Source organism: Enterococcus sp. DIV0800 (assembly GCF_050559735.1).
Lineage (GTDB): Bacteria > Bacillota > Bacilli > Lactobacillales > Enterococcaceae > Enterococcus_A > Enterococcus_A devriesei.
In genome coordinates this window covers 1,621,260-1,639,193 of sequence record NZ_CP187898.1, presented here as the reverse complement: position 1 = coordinate 1,639,193, position 17,934 = coordinate 1,621,260, and the positions used below count along the sequence as shown (strand labels likewise).

Below are 17,934 nucleotides of genomic sequence, written 5' to 3'. Positions count from 1 at the left end.
CAAACAAGCGAAGTCTCCAATCAGATCGGCATTTTTATTATTTTAAGACGTCACGGATATTTTCGACCATTTTGGTATAGGCGATTGGTCCGTTGTATAGCCAGCTTGATTGATTATCAAATTCAAATAGATGATTGTTTTTCACAGCTGGAATATTGCTCCATAGTGGATCTTTAAACATAGCAGCACCAGTGTCGCTATTAACTAAGAAAATGTAATCCGCATCAAGCTGTGACAGACTTTCTAATGAGACTTGTGAGAAGTCAGCGGTTGCTTTTTTGCTGATGTCTTTAGTTAACTGCGGTACTTCGAAACCTAGTTCGTGGTAAAGCAACTGGCCGCTAGAACGATTGTCCGCTACCATAAAGGCTGAGTTATTAGTTACCCATAAAACAACGGCAGATTTGCCATCTATCTTGTCTTTATATTCTTTTTTAGTTTGATCGACTAATTGGTCGTAATCTTTTTCAACTTTTTTTGCTTGATCTTCTTTGCCAAAAACCTTACCAATGTCTTCTAGTTGGTCACGCCAAGTCACGTTTTCACCGTTTTTAACAACATAAGTCGGAGCAATTTTTTCGTATTCTTTATACTTTCCGCCTTCAAGTGTGCCGTTCGAACCAATTAGTAATAGATCCGGTTCAAATTTTAACATGTCTTCGTAAGGTAGGTCATAATTGATTGTTGGAACGCCTTTTAATTCAGCTTGCAAATAGTGTTGAATTTTGCCTTCGCCGACAGTCCATTGAGCCACGGGCTTTTCATCTAGGGCAACTAAATAATCCTCTAAATAGGAAGCGATGATCCGTTTTGGCTTTTGGGGGATCTCGACTTTGTGATCTTGCGCGTCGGTCAAGGTCCGCACATCTTTATTTGTATCGTTACTTGCACTGCTTTGCCCACAAGCAGCCAAGCTGAATAATGCCAACATTGAAGCGGTGCCTAAAATAATTTTTTTGAACATAAAAAAACTCCTTCAAGTTTAATTGAGAAATATTCTCAATTGCTATTATTACCGAAAGATGTGAAGGTGTCAACAATGATTTTTCTCTCATAGACAGTTGACGTTGATGAAAAAGAGCGTCATAATTGAGAACGATTATCAAAGAAATGAGGAAGGTCAATGACCAAATTAAATACGACTGATCTTTCAATCGGCTACGAAAAAAAAATAGTTGTGAATGATATAACGGTGGAGATCCCTGCTGGAAAAATTACTAGCTTGATTGGACCAAATGGCAGCGGTAAGTCTACTTTTCTAAAGGCCTTGGCGCGTATCCTTGAACCCGCAAAAGGTGAAGTGTTAATTGATGGCGAAAATGTACAGCGCTTAGATACAAAAGCTGTTGCACAAAAAATTGCTTCTTTGTCGCAGGGCAGTTCACCAGTCAATGGATTGACTGTGGCGGAAATTGTCGCTTATGGTCGTTATCCGTATCAAAAAGGTTTTTCTGGCTTGAAAGAGCCGGACCATCAGCTGATTCGCTGGGCGTTGGAGGCGACAAACTTAACGAAGCTGCAAGATCGGACGTTGGCTACCTTGTCAGGCGGGCAGCAACAACGGGTTTGGATCGCGATGGCTTTGGCGCAAGACACGGATATTTTGATTTTGGATGAGCCAATCACTTTTTTAGATCCGGCCCATCAATTAGAAATTTTGGAATTATTACAAGCAATCAATCGACAAGGCAAGACGATCTTGATGACGATCCATGATTTGAATCACGCTTCACGCTTTTCTGATTATTTATTAGGAATGAAGCAAGGTGAGCTAATTTTCCAAGGCCCGCCAAAAGAAATTTTTACCGCGGAGAAACTATTGAATCTTTTTGATATCCAAGCGACTTTTGCGACGCTGCCGAATAGTGATAAGCCAATTGTCATGGCTTATGATTTAGTGAAGGAGCATTAAGAGATGAGAAAACGGAGAATTTTTTTCGTGTTTGTGATTGTTTTGCTTTTCATTGCGATGCTCTTTTCTTTACGCTATGGTGCGGTGACCAGTAAATGGTCAGATGTTACGCAGGCGTTGTTGCAGTTTGATCCTAGTAACCAAGGAGAGCAGTTAGTTCGCTACTTGCGGGTTCCGCGAATGTTTAGTGCAGTGCTTGTCGGTGCTGGCTTTGCGATTTCTGGAGCATTGATGCAAGGAATCACGTCGAATCCAATCGCGGATTCCGGACTATTAGGGATCAATTCGGGTGCTGGTTTAGGATTGGCCTTAGTTTTTGCGCTGAATGGCAATCCTTCACCAACGGCTGGGATAATTGGTTCTTTATTAGGTGCGCTAGTTGCAATCCTTTTGATCTATCTCGTTTCGACTAGAGTTTCATTTGGGCTCTCACCCGTTCGAATTGTTTTGCTGGGGGCGGCGTTAAGCGCCTTCTTTGCATCTATTAGTCAAAGTATCAGCTTGATCTTCAATTTGAATCAAAATATCACTTTTTGGTTTATCGGGGGCACCGGGAATGTTTCAATGGAACAGTTACAAACCGTTTTTCCATTGATTTTAGTTGGTATTTTAGGAGCTTGTTTAATTAGTCCTCAGGTGACGTTGTTGAGCTTGGGAGATGAAACGGCGATTGCATTAGGGAAAAAACCAAACCGGATTCGTCAATGGAGCATGCTGTTTGTCTTGCTTTTGGCGGGCACCTCGGTAGCCTTAGTTGGGACGATTGGTTTTGTCGGATTGATTGTTCCTCATGTGGTTCGTTTTTTTGTTGGGCATGATTATCGTTATGTGATTCCGGCTTCGGGTCTTTTTGGCGCCTTGTTCTTTTCGGTGGCTGATATTGCATCTCGCTTGATAGCGCCACCTTTGGAAACACCAGCTGGAGTTATTATTACCATTATTGGTGTACCATTTTTACTTTTACAAATTAGGAAGGGAAGCTTATGAGAAAAAAAATCGGCTGGTTCAGCTTGCTTTTCTTACTTATAATTGGGATTACGTTGAGCTTGACGGTAGGAACGATTCCACTTTCGCTCAGAGATCTAATGGATGTTTTCCAACAAAATGCTAGTGCCAGTAAAGAATTGATTGTCTTTAATTTTCGCTTTCCCCGACTACTCGTCTCATTGTTGGCAGGAGCAGGATTAGCTGTGTCAGGTTATTTGTTCCAAACCGTTACTCACAATGATTTGGCTGATCCAGGAATTCTCGGCATCAACGCCGGCGCCGGACTAACAGTATTGATCTATTTAGGTTTCTTCGCTCGCGGAGAAAACAGTTGGTACTTACCATTGATCGCGTGTGTCGGTAGTTGTGGGGCGACTTGTTTAGTTTATTATTTTGGCCGTCAAGCAGAGCGGATCACGCCGAATCGTTTATTACTAGCCGGCGTGGCAGTCAATGCAGGTATCTCGGCCTTGACATTGATCGCGACGATTCGTGTGTCAAAGGATAATTACCAATTTGTGACGGCTTGGCTTGCCGGGACGATTTGGGGAACAACGTGGCAACATGTCTTTCTATTATTGCCTTGGCTCATCTGTTTGATTCCGGCCGTCTTATTGCGCGGTCGTGCGTTAGAAGTGTTGGAGCTGGGGGATGAGATAGCTGTTGGTTTAGGAGTGAGGTTGAAACGCACGCAATTATTTATATTGATTTGTGCGGTTTGTTTAGCGGCAGCTAGCGTTTCAATCGCCGGCAGTATCAGTTTTGTCGGATTGATTGCACCGCACATCGCACGCCAGTTCACAGGGAAAAAGAACAATCAGACGTTGGTGATGACGGCTCTAATCGGCGGTATTTTATTGTTATTCAGTGATATTTTGGCTCGAGTAATTTTACCTAGCGGCGAAATGGCGGCAGGGATCATCGTCTCATTGATCGGTGCGCCGTATTTTATCTTACAGTTATTGAAAAAGAGTTAGGAGATTATTCTAATTTTTTAGCGGTACCATAGGTTCATTAGGATGAATAGGGGGAAAGCCAATGGTTTGGACAACGATTTGGAGTCATGGGCAGCGGGGGATTGCGCGCTATGCTTCTTCAACAAGCGGAACAATCCAATTAACGATGCGGAAAATTGTGCCAGTAAGAAAAATTCGTTTCGTTTTTGCGAATGAGTATGGTGAAAAAATTCAACACATCCAAAATTTTTCCTTTAACACAAAGGATCAGACACACCGTTTTTCCGATTTTTCTATCCAGCCAGCGGAAGTTTTTAAAACGGCGGCAATTGCGATTGATCCATCGGCCAAAAAATGGCAACTTTCCTTTCAAGCAGATCCATGTGAAAGTGGCTTTGCCTTTAATGATGCGGATTTTTTTCCGAATACTCAAGCTGGCGATTTTTGCTCTGGCTTAGCGGCGATCGAAGCTGAAATTGATGGAAAGTGTATGATCGCTTTAGGCGATTCGTTGACCGAAGGGGCTACTTGGACTACGCCAATGCAACGTCAGCTGCGAAAACAATCGCTTTTTTTAGTCAATCAAGGGATCAATGGCAGCTGTTTGCTTCATGCCAGTAGTGACCAGCCAGCCTCTAAGTCAGCTGACTATTTCTACGGCTTTGACGGCTTGACACGCTTAAGACATTGTCTGAAAAGTCATAGTAACGTTAGTAAGGTGATTTTATTTTTTGGCGCCAACGATTTGGTCGAAGGTCAGCTGACGTTAGAACATTTTCAAGTGAAGATTAAGGAATTGATCACTGTTTGTCAGGATCAAAACATCGGCTATCAATTGTGTACTCTAACACCTTGTTTAGGGTATCCGGGAATGGATGAAGAAAAAGAATGCTTGCGACAAAAAATTAATCATTGGCTGCGAAATGAATATACGGAGCTGTGGGATTTTGCCGCCATGGTGGAGGATCAAGGACGATTAAAGCCGGTCTTCGATAGTGGCGATCATTTACATTTTAATGCCGCGGCTGGTTTGACGATTGCACGTCAAATTTCTAGTGATTTTGTTAAAGGGGAGTAATCCTCTTTTTATTTTGGGTGGATTTTGTTAGTATTTCTGATAAGAAGGTGAAGGAATGGAGAAAAAGAAATTACGTCAGCTTGCAATTAAGCGTCTAACAGCGTTAGTCAATAGTGACGAGCGACAAACGCAGGTGAATAGTATTTTGAATGAATTTTATCAAAGCTCTTTTTGGAAGGAAGCAAAGAGCATCGGAGTAACTATGGCAACCGATTTTGAATTTCCAACATCTGAATTGATTCAAGCGGCATTAACAGCTGGAAAAAAAGTCGCGGTGCCTAAATCGTTACCAAAAGGTGAAATGGTTTTTCATTGGATCGACCCGGAGACCCCTTTTTACACGACGAAGTTTGGCGTGGAAGAACCAGCTATTGAAAATATTGCTGTCTCGAAGGAACTTGATCTTTTGATCGTTCCCGGGTTAATCTATAATCACGCAGGCTATCGTATCGGTTTTGGTGGTGGCTATTATGATCGCTATTTGGCGAGTTATCAAGGGAAAACAGCTAGTTTAGTTTTCAAGGAACAATTGGTAGAAGAGTGGGCGATTGAACCCTTTGATCAACCGATTCAGCAATTATTTCTTGCTTAGAAAAGAATCTATTAAAGATGAGAGAGGTATCAAATGAGAAAAGACAAGCCTTATGTGACCTATGCTTTTTTTGCCATCAATACGGTGGTTTTCGTGCTGCAATATGTATTGCCTAGTTTAGGAATTGAAAATCAATTAGGGATGTTCTCGCCAGCTGTGATTTTACAGCATCAATATTGGCGTTTTATTACACCGATGTTCATTCATTTCGGGTTGATGCACTTTGCCTTGAACAGTGTCGTGCTTTACTACATGGGTCAGCAATGTGAAGCAATCTTTGGTCATTGGCGTTTTGGTGTAATTTATTTACTTGGCGGTATCATGGGGAATTTCGCCAGTTTTGCTTTTAATCAGCCGACGACTTTATCAGGAGGAGCCAGCACGGCAATCTTTGGTTTATTCGGAGCCTTTCTAGTGGTCGGGCTCCATTATCGGGATAACGGTGCGATCCAAGCATTGACACGGCAATTTGCTTTGTTCATCTTAATGAATTTAGTTTTTGGTGTGTTTGATTCTACCATTGATATTTGGGGGCATTTAGGCGGTCTGATCGGTGGTGCTTTAGCAGGTTGGACGTTAGCAGTTCCATTTGGTCAAGAACGATTTACAGTGCGGGCGCGAGTCACTGCAGGGCTGGTTTTCATTTTTGCCCTCGTACTGATGGTTTTCTTCGGCTTAAGAAAATTTGGCTTGTACCTTTAATTTATACTAGGAGCTGTGACGAAAAGATTGTCACAGCTCCTTCGTCTGAAGAAAGGATGTCGCAGTAGCCGCTTTTATCACGGACTCCTTTGATAATCAGCAAAATAATGTTTCATGCAATCTGATTTTGTTATAAGATAAGGAATGTTCAGTACCTGACGGATAATGAAATAAAAGTTTTAAAAGGAAATCGCGATTGGGCTATAAAAAAATCAATTTTTTCTGTATAATACTGAGGATGTGGTTTAATGGAAAGTTTGTATGATGTACAGCAGCTGCTGAAGCAATTTGGCATTTATGTCTATGTGGGAAAGCGTATTTATGACATCGAATTGATGCAAATTGAGTTGAAGAATTTGTACGAGGGACGTGTGATCGATCGCGATACCTATCTGCAGGGCTGGCATATTTTAAGACGAGAGCATCACATTGAAGAAAGTCGAGAAGGTGACTAGGATGGATAAAAAATTATTAGGAATTGACCTAGGCGGTACAACAGTAAAATTTGCAATTTTAACTGAGTCTGGTGAGATCCAACAAAAATGGAGCATTGAAACAAATATTTTGGATGATGGGTCCCACATCGTACCGGATATTATTGATTCGATCAATCATCATTTATCTTTGTATAATATGACACCGGAACAATTTATCGGTATTGGAATGGGTACGCCTGGGAGTGTCGATATTGAAGCTGGGACTGTGATCGGTGCGTACAATTTAAATTGGACGACCTTGCAGCAGGTTAAAAAGGAAATCGAAGCAGGAACGAAGATTAAATTTACGATCGACAATGACGCGAATGTGGCGGCTTTAGGTGAACGCTGGATGGGCGCTGGTGAGAATGAACCGGACGTCGTCTTCATGACCTTAGGAACTGGTGTTGGCGGCGGGATTGTCATGAATGGCGAATTACTTCATGGTGTTGCTGGCTGTGCGGGTGAAATTGGTCATGTGACGGTGGACCCTAACGGCTTTGAGTGTACTTGTGGGAAACGCGGCTGTCTTGAGACTGTTGCCAGCGCGACGGGTGTTGTACGGGTGGCACGTCAGCTAGCGGAAGAATACGCAGGCGGCTCAATTTTGAAGGCACGCTTAGATAATGGCGAAGATATCACTAGTAAAGATGTGTTTGAACTAGCTGAAAAAGAAAATGACGATTTGGCCTTGATGGTCGTGGACAAAGTGACTTTCTATTTAGGTCTGGCTTGCGGGAATCTTGGAAACACACTGAACCCTTCAACAATCGTAATCGGTGGCGGAGTGTCAGCGGCGGGTGAATTTTTACGTAGTCGGATCGAAACGTATTTCAAAGAATTTACGTTCCCACAAGTTCGTGAAAGTACAAAAATCAAACTTGCAGAATTAGGCAATGAAGCTGGCGTCATTGGCGCTGCTTCACTAGCAAAATAGAAAAGGTAAGAGAGGAATCTAACAGATGTCAATTTGGTGGAAAATAAATATTGTTCTGATTTCATTAATCGCTTTGTATGCTCTATATGAGTTGTATGTGCGGATCATGATGAAACGTTCAGCAAAAGTTATCTCACAGGAAGAATTTCAAGCAGGAATGCGTAAAGCACAAATTATCGATGTTCGTGAACGAGATGAATTCAACGCAAAACACATTTTAGGTGCTCGCAGCTTCCCTTACAGCATGTTAAAAGAATCAATGGGGTCTTTACGTAAAGATCAACCAATCTATATCTATGATCAAAACAAAACGATCAGTGCCCGTGCCGCTAATTTATTGCGGAAAAACGGCTACCAAAACTTGTTCATTCTTAAAGGCGGCATGCAAGACTGGACAGGTAAAATCAAACAGAAAAAAGTCGATTAAATCGAAGCTGTGACAGAAGCTACTTCTGGAACGACGTTTATTCACAAACAGAAACTGTGACAAGAGACTTTTGTCATAGTTTCTGTTTTTTTTTAGCAGACAGACAGCGATGTTCGATTGACGGGACACTAGATTCCCTTTATGATGGACGTTGAGAACTTTTTTTGGAGGTAAGTATGAGTATAAAACTAGTCGCCATCGATTTAGATGGAACATTGTTAAATGATCATCATGAAATCAATCAACCGGTCGTTGATTGTATCAAAGAAGCGCGTAAGCAGGGCGTCTATGTGGTTCTTTCTACCGGACGGCCCTTATCTGGAACAAAGGCACAACTAGAGACACTAGGGTTGAATCAGCTGGACGATTATATCATTACCTATAATGGCGCTCTTGTACTAAACACAAATACGTGGGAAATCATTGCTGAACATGGCTTAACCCGGGAAAATTATTTGGAGATCGATCATTTGGCACGTTTGCTGGACGTTCATTTACACGTTGCGGACAAAGAGGCGATGTATACAGCCAATCGTGATATTAGTCCTTATACTATTTTGGAATCTTATTTGGTGAATTTGCCGCTGCATTATCGGACACCAGAAGAAATCGCGAAAGAAGTGTTACCGACTAAGATGATGATGATCGATGATCCGGAGCTTTTAAGTGAAGCTTTCAAAAAAATTCCAGCTGAGTTTTTTGAGAAATATACCATCGTCCGCAGTACACCGTTTTTCATTGAAGTATTGAATCCAAATACTAGTAAAGGTTTGGCATTGAAGGAATTAAGCGAGCATTTAGGCATCCAGCAGAGTGAAGTTATGGCGATTGGCGATGCTGAAAATGATCTTTCGATGATCGAATTTGCCGGTACAGGTGTAGCAATGGGAAATGCGAGTGAAACAATCAAAGCTGCCGCTGATTATACAGTGGCTACGAATTTAGAAGATGGTGTTAAAGAAGCGTTTGAAAACTGGGTACTTTAAAAATTTGAACTTCCGTTAGCTTTTTTGCTGCGGAAGTTTTTTTATAATTGCATATTCCACGATTTTTCTCTACTCTTAAATATAAAGATAAGAAGTTATCAGAATCTTAGAATAATGGAGAATATATATGAAAAAAATTGCGATTATTGGCGCCGGTCCCTATGGCTTGATCGCTTTGGAGCGGCTGATCAAGCAAGCTCCGGCAGATGAAGAAACAAATATCCTGCTTTTCGATCCCTTAGGTCCTGGCGGTGAAGTCTGGCGTAGCGAACAAAGCAGTCAAGTGATCATGAACACGGTCATGCAGCACGTGACGGTGTTTGCAGAGGACCAAGGACCTAATCTAGCTGAGTGGAGTCGAAACTATGCTAAAGATTATTTAACCACAATAGGGGTTCCAGCCTCTTCGGACCTCTTTGCCGAAACGAACTTAGGAAAAAATGAGTATTGTCAACGGCGATATTATGGGGTTTATCAGCAATGGTTTTATCATGAACTGGTCAAAAATTTACCTACCTACATAACGGTTTCTTTGATTAAGGAATATGTCGATGATTTGACGTTAGAGACTAATCAAATCATTCTTTCTGCTGGTAAACCATATGTCGTGACGGATCTGATCTTAGCCACTGGTCATGGTGGCAATTTTCTCAGTAGCACAGAAGAAGAAAATCAACAATTCGCTAACGCTCATAAGCTCTTCTATCAAGGCCCGATTAATCCAGCAGATACGCCACTAGAAGTTACAAAAAATAATGAGACAGTCATCTTGCGAGGGTTAGGTTTGAGTTTTTATGATTATATTGGGTTGTTCGTCGATAAGTGGGGCGGGGCATTTAGTGAAGTAGACGGTCACTTGACTTATCAAAAAACGGGCAAAGAAAATACCTTAGTCGTCGGTTCTGGCCGAGGTTTGCCTTATCACACTAGACCTAAAAATCAAAAAAATGCTGGAGAAGACGCTGAACCGAAAATTCTGACAAAAAAATTTATGGAAGCTTTTGGTGGGAGTGCGGAAGAACTAATTGACTTATTAAAAAAGGAAGCGGAATTGGTTTATTACCAGCATCAATTAGTAAATAGCCCAATTCGGGAGGCTTTTTTACGAGACTATCAGTTGGAGGATCGGGAAAAAGTGTTAACGAAGTATCAAATTCCAGTTGCGGACCAATTCGATTGGAAAAAATTATTCGATCCCGCGAAGGATATAACGCCACAGGATTTTCCCAGCTTTATCAAAACCTATCTTGTCAATGATATTGCGGAAGCGGAGCAAGGCAATCGCAACGGAGCAATCGCGGCTGCTTTGGATACGTATAAGGAACTACAAGAACCTTTTAATTATATGCTGGACCATGAAAAGTTTAAGCCAAAAGAATATTTCGAAGATTTTTTCGGCAACTTCAATCGCAATTATAGCTTTCTAACGATTGGTGCACCGGTGATCCGTCAAAAGCAATTATTAGCGTTAGCAGAAGCGGGAATCATTGAATTTTTAGCCCCTAATATGAAAGTCGAGAAAGAGAAAGGGCAGTTTCATGCTTATAGTAAGCAGCTGCCGGAGCGGCAATTTTCAGCGAATTGTTTGATTGAAGCCCGCTTGCCAGCAACGAGTCTTAAGCGAACAAAAAATAAATTATTGATCCAAATGCGTAAGAAGGGGTATTTGAAAGCTCACGGTGTTTTTTATGACGGAGAGTTCCACGAGACCGGAGCGCTGCAGGTAAAACGCGAGACGCATCAAGTAATCGATAAAAATGGACAAGTTTTGCCACATGTTTTTTGCTATGGCATTCCTCTTGAAGGATTAGACTGGCTGAATGCAGCTTCACCACGGCCAAAAAGTCACGACCGAGTCTTTCAATTGGCAGAACAGATTGCAAGTAATTTATTTATATAAGCTAATAGGCAAGCTACCTCCTATCAGGAAATTTATTTTTCGAACCCCACGAAAAATAAATTTGATCCTCATCACGCATATCATTATGCTAAACTGTTCCAACATTATTAAAGCAGAAAAATTTTTTCACTCTCCAACTATACAAATTGCGAAAGCATAAGTGACAAAAAAAAAGAAAGCCTTGGCTTTCTTTTTTTATCGAGCGATTCTTTTCCGACGAGCTTTTTTACGATTTTCGTCGATCTTTGATTCTTTTTCTTCGATGGGATCAATAACTTTCTTTTTAACGCCCATCACCACACCAGCAACGACGGCAGCTGCCGTTAATGTACCGGTAAAAAATCCTGAAGCAAATTTACGCATAATCCTCACTCCTTTACCTGATACCTTCATTATGAAGCAAAAGTAAAAAAATAGAAAGTTTTACGAACGGAAAAGCCCTTGCAATTATTTAGTAAACAAACTATAATTTGTTTACTAAATAAAATTAAAATGATTGGAGTCGATCAAATGGCAATTTTAGTTCTTGGAGGAGCCGGCTATGTTGGTTCTCATACTGTCGATAAGCTCGTATCGCAAAATTATGATGTAGTAGTGGTAGATAATTTATTAACGGGACACCGTGGCGCGATTCATCCGAAGGCGCGGTTTTATGAAGGCGATTGTCGCGACAAAGAATTTTTAGCGGGCGTGTTCAAAAAAGAAACCATCGAAGGTGTTGTTCATTTTGCGGCCAGCTCATTAGTCGGCGAGTCGGTAGAAAAGCCCTTAAAATATTTCAACAACAATGTGATCGGCATGGAAGTTTTACTGGAAGTAATGGAAGAATTCGGCGTGAAAAATATCGTCTTTTCATCCACCGCAGCGACCTACGGTGAGCCTGGGGTTTCTCCAATCAGTGAAGAGGTTCCAACCAATCCGAAAAATCCTTATGGCGAAAGCAAGTTAATGATGGAAAAAATGATGAAGTGGTGTGACAACGCCTACGGAATGCGCTATGTTGCGTTACGTTACTTCAATGTAGCAGGAGCCAAGTCTGATGCTAGTATTGGGGAAGATCATGATCCAGAGACTCATTTAGTCCCGATTATCTTACAAGTCGCCTTAGGTCAAAGAGATCATTTGACGATTTTTGGTGAAGATTATGACACACCAGACGGCACATGTATCCGTGACTACGTTCAAGTTGGAGACTTAGCGGTGGCCCATATCTTGGCCTTAGAATATTTGAAGGCCGGCAATCCAAGTAATTTCTTTAATCTTGGATCAAACAACGGTTATTCTGTAAAAGAAATGTTAGATGCGGCAAGAGAAGTGACTGGAAAAGATATTCCAGCGGAGATCGGCCCCCGTCGTGCCGGCGATCCTAGCCGTTTAGTGGCGTCTAGTGACAAGGTCAAAGAGACATTAGGCTGGAAGCCGGAATACACTGATGTAAAAGCGATTATTGAAACCGCGTGGAATTGGCACGTTAGTCATCCCCACGGCTATGAGGACTAGGAGGAAGTATGAATGTCAATCAGTCAAACGATCAGAGACTTTATTACTTTGGCTATTCAATCCGGCGGTTGGATGGAAATGGATCGGATTTATTTAGAAAATCGGGTAATCGCCTTAATCGGTGAAGATTCCCTTGAAAAGTCAGAACTTCGCCCAGTCACAGCTAGTTCAGTGGAATTGGCGGATCAATTATTAGATCAAGCCCAAAAGAATGGCCTGATTACGGAAATGCAAGCAGAGCGAGATATTTTAGAAGGCCAACTAATGGACTTAATGACGCCGCCGCCCTCTGTGGTGAATGCGTATTTTGCCCAATACTATTCGAAGGACCCTGTCCAAGCGACAGATTATTTCTTCAAATTAAGTAAAGACAATGATTATATCAAAACCAGAGACATCGCTCGTAATATTATTTTCCCAGCTGAGACAGCTTATGGAACATTAGAGATTACGATCAATTTGTCAAAACCAGAAAAAGATCCGAAACAAATCGCGGCTGAACGGACTGCGGTAAAAGTCGATTATCCTAAATGCATGCTATGCATGGAAAATGAAGGCTACAAAGGCCGGATGAATTATCCTGCCCGCACCAATCATCGAATCATTCGCATGAATTTAGATGGTGAAAGCTGGGGCATGCAATACTCGCCTTATGCTTATTACAATGAGCACTGCATCATTTTAGCGGAAGAACATCGCCCAATGAAAATTACGCGTGACTCTTTCCAACGTTTGCTGAAGATCACTGAAGTATTGCCCCATTATTTTGTTGGCTCGAATGCGGATTTGCCGATCGTGGGGGGCTCGATTCTCTCTCATGACCACTATCAAGGTGGGCGTCATACCTTCCCAATGGCGGTGGCTGAGATGGAACGTACCTTTGAATTGCAAGATTTTCCAATGATCAAAGCAGGTATCGTGAAGTGGCCGTTATCGGTGATTCGACTGCAAAGTAAGAATGCAAACGAATTGGTAGATGCGGCAACAATGATTTTAGAAAAATGGAAAAACTATTCTGATGAAGCCGTACAAGTGGTGGCCGTGACCGAGGAGGATACGCTACATCATACGATTACACCAATCGCCCGCCGAAATGGTGAGCTGTTTGAACTGGATCTAGTCTTGCGGGATAACAATGTTTCTGAAGAATTTCCTGATGGGATTTTCCATCCGCACCCAGATGTTCAACACATTAAAAAGGAAAATATTGGTTTGATCGAAGTGATGGGCTTGGCGGTGTTGCCGCCACGCTTAGCGACTGAATTAAAAGAAGTCGAAAACTATTTATTAGACGAAAAAAATGAGATTGCAGATTACCATGTTGAATGGGCTGATCAGCTTAAAACAACGGAAACGATCACGGCAGAAAATGTGACCGAAGTCGTCCAAAAAGCCGTCGGTGCCGTCTTTGCTCGTGTGCTAGAAGACGCAGGCGTCTTTAAGCGGGACGTGGAAGGTCAAGAAGCCTTCACTCGTTTTATTACGACGTTGTAGAAAGGAATTGCCATGGCGACGATACGAGATATTGCAAAACAAGCAGGCGTTTCACCGGCGACCGTTTCTCGCGTCTTGAATTACGATCAAGAGTTATCCGTGGCGCAAGAAACGCGACAACGCATCTTTGAAGTGGCGGAAAAATTAAATTATACGAAGCACAAACGCTCACCTAAAATGGGGAAAGCGTTGATTCGCTTAGTCCAGTGGTATGACGAGGCCGAAGAATTAGCAGATTTGTATTATTTATCGATTCGCTTAGGGATTGAGAAAAAGGCCGAAGAATTAAATCTTCAAGTCCGCCGTGAAACCTTAAATGAACTGTCTGAATCGCAAGTGACGGGAACGATTGCATTAGGCAAGTTCGATGCAGAGCAGATTCGACAATTGAAACAATTAGATGATAATTTATTATTTGTTGATTTTGATGCCATGCAGTTGGGCTTAAATTCACTAGTCGTCGATTTTGATCAAAGCATGGATTTGGTGATCGATCATTTTATCCAACAAGGGCATCAGAAAATCGGGATTCTCTCTGGAGAAGAAGTGACAAAACATAATTTGCAGCCAATTGAAGACCCCCGTATGTTGTCTTTCAAAAAAAAGCTAGAGCAGCTAAACCTTTTTCGTCCAGATTTGGTGGTAACTGCACCTTTTTCAATGGAAGCCGGAAAAGCTGCTGTGAGTGAATTTATTGCTGAGAGCAATGATCTTCCGACAGCCTTATTCGCTTCTAGTGATGCTCTAGCGATTGGTGGCATGCAGGCAATTCAAGCTGCTGGACTGCGGATTCCAGAAGATATCTCCGTAATTGGTTTCAATGATGTCAGTGTCGCTAAATATGTTTCGCCCGCCTTGTCTACAGTAAAAGTCGAGACCGAATGGATGGGTGAATTAGCTGTCACCACGCTTTTAGAATTAGCGAAAGAATATTCCCCGGTTCCTCGAAAAATCATGCTAGGTACGGAACTGATCCAACGAGCGTCAACCAATTAATTTCAAGTAATAGACAAAACAGGTTTTCTTCTCAAAAGAGCGGAAGGCCTTTTTGTAATCGGAGTTTTAAACCAAAAATAATGGAGCGAGCCAGTCAGAACAAGAAAAAGATAATTATCTAGCCAGCTAGTAGGAAAGCATTTGTGGTTTATGTTAAAATATGGCTATCTTAAATGCGAGGAAATGACTTTTATGAAATTATTAGCGATGGATACATCCAATCAAACATTAGCCGTAGCGGTTTTAGAGGATACCAAACTGTTGGCGCAGTTTCAATTGAATCGGAAAATGAATCATAGCTTGACTTTGATGCCGGCGATTGAATCGGTGATGCAGGCAAGTGGCCTAACACCTAACGAGTTGGATCGCATCGTAGTAGCCCAAGGTCCTGGCTCGTATACAGGTATTCGGATTGCGGTCACGACTGCGAAAACATTAGCCGAAACTTTGCAGCTTGAGCTAACCACTGTTTCAAGTTTGGCAGTGCTGGCAGCCAATAGTCAAACGGATAAATTAATCGTTCCACTAATGGACGCTCGTAGAAACAATGTTTATGGGGCTGCTTATCGTTGGGAAGAACAACGATTAGTTAATGTGATCGCGGACCAGCACATTCCTTTAGCAGATTTGCTCAAAAAAATTAACGAACCGGCAATTTTTGTGGGTGAGACTGAAAAATTCCGGGCAGAGATCGCTGAAACATTAGCGACTGCGGAAATTAGCACGTCGGACCGTTTAAACTTACCTAATGGACTTGTTTTAGGCCAGCTTGGTCTTTTAGCTGATCCGATTGAAAATATTCATGGACTTGTGCCAGAATATTTGAAACGGGTGGAGGCAGAAGAGAAGTGGCTAGAGACGCATCAACCAGGGGACGAGAACTATGTTGAAAAGATTTAGCGGCCTAGTCAAAACAATCTTGTATGGAAAGCAATATCCTTTCAATACCAAAACGGTGACGCTGGGGGACCAACAGTTTTTACTGCGAAAAATCGTCGATCAGGATATTAAAGAACTGATTGCATTGGAGCGGGATGTCTATTTTGGAGAGGCGCCTTGGACCAAGAGCGCTTTTTTATCAGAGATTCATTCGCCGATTCCTCATCTGTATTTGTGTATCGTCACGCTGGAGAACGAGATCGCGGGTTTTATCGGCAGTCGATTGATTGGAGACGATACGCATATTACGAATATTGCTGTCGCTACTTTTTTTCAAGGTCAAGGGATTGGTAGCCTATTGATTGACGAAGTTGAAAAATTCGCTATAATGAACGATTGTGAAACCCTCTCGCTAGAAGTCCGGTTAAGTAATACCGATGCGCAAAGGCTTTATCGCCGTTTAGGGTTTTCTTCACGGAATATTCGGAAAAATTATTATACCGAAAATAGCGAGGACGCATTAGACATGATTAAACATTTGGATGTGGAACTAGGTGGACAATAGTTGGATAAACCAGTGGATAAAGAGTTAGCACAAAAGTTTTGGGAGATTAGTCAAGAGGCATACGTCTATGATTCCCCTTGGACAGCGGAACAATTTGCCAGTGATTTGGCCCAATCCCACAGCCATTATTTTATGGAGTCAGAAGAAATCGCCGCCTTTCTTGGTTTCCATCAAGTCTGTGATGAAATTGAGATCACCAATATCGCCACGGCAGTCAAAGGACAAGGCACCGGCGGTAAATTAATGAGACGATTGATTCAGTACGCAAAGTCGCAAAAAATCGCGAGTATTTTTTTGGAAGTACGTGCTTCGAACCATGAGGCGCGGCTTTTTTACGGAAAATTTGGCTTCCAAGTGATTGGAACAAGGAAAAAATATTATCAGCATCCGACAGAAGATGCGGTGCTGATGAGTTTGAAAGTAGGAAATAAAGATGAGTGAGACCGAACTGATTTTGGCAATTGAAAGTAGCTGTGATGAGACCAGTGTCGCTGTAATCGAAAATGGAGAAAAAATTCTTTCAAATATCGTAGCTTCCCAGATTAATAGTCACAAACGCTTCGGCGGTGTCGTACCAGAAGTGGCGAGTCGTCACCATGTCGAACAAATTACAATTTGTATCGAAGAAGCATTGAGCGAAGCACAGGTAACAGCCAATGATTTACGTGCTGTCGCCGTTACATATGGACCTGGACTTGTGGGGGCGTTGTTAATTGGCTTGAGTGCCGCGAAAGCTTTTGCTTGGGCGAATGGGTTGCCGTTGATTCCAGTGAATCATATGGCTGGCCATATTTATGCGGCTCGTTTAATGGAGCCGTTAGAGTTTCCGTTGATGGCTTTATTAGTCAGCGGGGGACATACGGAGCTTGTTTATATGGCAGAAGATGGTTCTTTTGAAATTATTGGTGAGACACGAGACGATGCGGCTGGTGAGGCCTATGATAAGGTTGGACGAGTGTTAGGTCTGAGTTATCCAAGCGGAAAAGAAATTGATCATTTGGCTCATCAAGGCGAGGATACGTACAATTTCCCGCGGGCGATGATCAAAGAAGACAATTTTGATTTTAGCTTCAGCGGCTTGAAGAGTGCGTTTATAAATTTGACGCACAACGCAGAACAGCGAGGGGAAGCGCTGGATCATAATAATTTAGCAGCCAGCTTCCAAGCTAGCGTCGTGGAAGTCTTAGTCACCAAAACCATCAAAGCTTGCAAAGCCTATCCGGTAAAACAGTTAATCGTAGCTGGTGGAGTGGCCGCTAATCAAGGACTGCGGGAAAAGATGTCAGCGACGATCCAAACAGAATTGCCGGATTTAAAATTGATCGTACCGCCATTACGTTTGTGTGGAGACAATGCGGCAATGATCGGAGCGGCAGCTCATGTAGGATTGCAAAAACACCATTTAGCTGGAATGAGCTTGAATGCTAATCCCAGTTTGGCTTTTCAACATATCTAAAAAGTCATACTAAAGCAAAAAAATAGGGCAGTCTGTCCTATCAAGACCTATGGATTAAAATCCATAGGTTTTTTTTTTCACAAACCTCGAT

At 42.1% G+C, this 17,934-nt stretch carries 20 protein-coding genes; 18 read left to right on the top strand and 2 right to left on the bottom strand.

Going from position 1 to position 17,934, the window contains the following annotated elements:
- Positions 1–37: 37 nt before the first annotated feature.
- Entirely contained in the window at positions 38–964 is a 927-nt protein-coding gene (locus IGI54_RS08000) for an ABC transporter substrate-binding protein (protein WP_430620399.1), read from the bottom strand.
- Positions 965–1,123: 159 nt separating this feature from the next.
- Here IGI54_RS08000 and IGI54_RS07995 point away from each other — a divergent pair, with 159 nt between their 5' ends.
- From IGI54_RS07995 to IGI54_RS07945, 11 genes are all read left to right on the top strand, one after another.
- Positions 1,124–1,912: an ABC transporter ATP-binding protein gene (locus IGI54_RS07995; protein ID WP_311899995.1), complete on the top strand. Its 789-nt coding sequence runs from the start codon at positions 1,124–1,126 to the stop codon at positions 1,910–1,912.
- A gap of 3 nt (positions 1,913–1,915) precedes the next feature.
- Positions 1,916–2,899, top strand: coding sequence for a FecCD family ABC transporter permease (locus IGI54_RS07990; protein ID WP_071860985.1), 984 nt, complete (start codon positions 1,916–1,918; stop codon positions 2,897–2,899).
- Positions 2,896–3,876, top strand: a complete 981-nt coding sequence (locus IGI54_RS07985; protein ID WP_311899999.1) for a FecCD family ABC transporter permease — start codon at positions 2,896–2,898, stop codon at positions 3,874–3,876. Before IGI54_RS07990 ends, IGI54_RS07985 begins: the two co-directional genes overlap by 4 nt.
- Before the next feature lie 61 nt (positions 3,877–3,937).
- Positions 3,938–4,933: a GDSL-type esterase/lipase family protein gene (locus IGI54_RS07980; protein WP_430620398.1), complete on the top strand. Its 996-nt coding sequence runs from the start codon at positions 3,938–3,940 to the stop codon at positions 4,931–4,933.
- Between the two features lie 55 nt (positions 4,934–4,988).
- The gene (locus IGI54_RS07975; RefSeq protein WP_071860988.1) at positions 4,989–5,525 is read left to right on the top strand and encodes a 5-formyltetrahydrofolate cyclo-ligase; all 537 of its coding nucleotides are present in this window, start codon (positions 4,989–4,991) and stop codon (positions 5,523–5,525) included.
- Between the two features lie 33 nt (positions 5,526–5,558).
- On the top strand, positions 5,559–6,227 hold the full coding sequence (locus tag IGI54_RS07970) for a rhomboid family intramembrane serine protease (RefSeq protein WP_071860989.1): 669 nt from the start codon (positions 5,559–5,561) through the stop codon (positions 6,225–6,227).
- A gap of 248 nt (positions 6,228–6,475) precedes the next feature.
- Positions 6,476–6,682, top strand: a complete 207-nt coding sequence (locus tag IGI54_RS07965) for a YqgQ family protein (protein ID WP_071860990.1) — start codon at positions 6,476–6,478, stop codon at positions 6,680–6,682.
- A 1-nt stretch (position 6,683) separates the two neighbouring features.
- On the top strand, positions 6,684–7,640 hold the full coding sequence (locus tag IGI54_RS07960) for an ROK family glucokinase (protein WP_071860991.1): 957 nt from the start codon (positions 6,684–6,686) through the stop codon (positions 7,638–7,640).
- A 25-nt stretch (positions 7,641–7,665) separates the two neighbouring features.
- Positions 7,666–8,067: a rhodanese-like domain-containing protein gene (locus IGI54_RS07955; protein ID WP_071860992.1), complete on the top strand. Its 402-nt coding sequence runs from the start codon at positions 7,666–7,668 to the stop codon at positions 8,065–8,067.
- Between the two features lie 176 nt (positions 8,068–8,243).
- On the top strand, positions 8,244–9,053 hold the full coding sequence (gene yidA / locus IGI54_RS07950) for a sugar-phosphatase (protein WP_071860993.1): 810 nt from the start codon (positions 8,244–8,246) through the stop codon (positions 9,051–9,053).
- 127 nt (positions 9,054–9,180) lie between these two features.
- Positions 9,181–10,953 (top strand): FAD/NAD(P)-binding protein, encoded by a 1,773-nt coding sequence (locus tag IGI54_RS07945; RefSeq protein ID WP_430620397.1) that lies wholly within the window; start codon positions 9,181–9,183, stop codon positions 10,951–10,953.
- A gap of 195 nt (positions 10,954–11,148) precedes the next feature.
- Here IGI54_RS07945 and IGI54_RS07940 read toward each other — a convergent pair whose 3' ends face one another.
- A complete protein-coding gene (locus tag IGI54_RS07940) occupies positions 11,149–11,316 on the bottom strand; it encodes a DUF3042 family protein (protein ID WP_071860995.1) in 168 nt (55 codons plus the stop codon).
- Between the two features lie 147 nt (positions 11,317–11,463).
- On the opposite strand from IGI54_RS07940, the gene galE reads away from it, so the two are divergent.
- From galE to tsaD, 7 genes are all read left to right on the top strand, one after another.
- Positions 11,464–12,453 (top strand): UDP-glucose 4-epimerase GalE, encoded by a 990-nt coding sequence (gene galE / locus IGI54_RS07935; protein WP_430620396.1) that lies wholly within the window; start codon positions 11,464–11,466, stop codon positions 12,451–12,453.
- A gap of 12 nt (positions 12,454–12,465) precedes the next feature.
- Positions 12,466–13,947 (top strand): UDP-glucose--hexose-1-phosphate uridylyltransferase, encoded by a 1,482-nt coding sequence (gene galT, locus IGI54_RS07930; protein WP_430620395.1) that lies wholly within the window; start codon positions 12,466–12,468, stop codon positions 13,945–13,947.
- A 12-nt stretch (positions 13,948–13,959) separates the two neighbouring features.
- Positions 13,960–14,943, top strand: a complete 984-nt coding sequence (locus tag IGI54_RS07925) for a LacI family DNA-binding transcriptional regulator (RefSeq protein WP_216430665.1) — start codon at positions 13,960–13,962, stop codon at positions 14,941–14,943.
- 192 nt (positions 14,944–15,135) lie between these two features.
- Complete coding sequence (gene tsaB / locus IGI54_RS07920; RefSeq protein WP_430620394.1) at positions 15,136–15,843, top strand: tRNA (adenosine(37)-N6)-threonylcarbamoyltransferase complex dimerization subunit type 1 TsaB; 708 nt, start codon at positions 15,136–15,138, stop codon at positions 15,841–15,843.
- The gene (rimI, locus tag IGI54_RS07915; protein ID WP_216430667.1) at positions 15,827–16,387 is read left to right on the top strand and encodes a ribosomal protein S18-alanine N-acetyltransferase; all 561 of its coding nucleotides are present in this window, start codon (positions 15,827–15,829) and stop codon (positions 16,385–16,387) included. Before tsaB ends, rimI (IGI54_RS07915) begins: the two co-directional genes overlap by 17 nt.
- On the top strand, positions 16,388–16,828 hold the full coding sequence (gene rimI / locus IGI54_RS07910; RefSeq protein WP_430620393.1) for a ribosomal protein S18-alanine N-acetyltransferase: 441 nt from the start codon (positions 16,388–16,390) through the stop codon (positions 16,826–16,828). It begins immediately after the preceding gene.
- Complete coding sequence (gene tsaD / locus IGI54_RS07905; protein ID WP_430620392.1) at positions 16,821–17,843, top strand: tRNA (adenosine(37)-N6)-threonylcarbamoyltransferase complex transferase subunit TsaD; 1,023 nt, start codon at positions 16,821–16,823, stop codon at positions 17,841–17,843. Before rimI (IGI54_RS07910) ends, tsaD begins: the two co-directional genes overlap by 8 nt.
- The last annotated feature ends 91 nt before the right edge of the window (positions 17,844–17,934 follow it).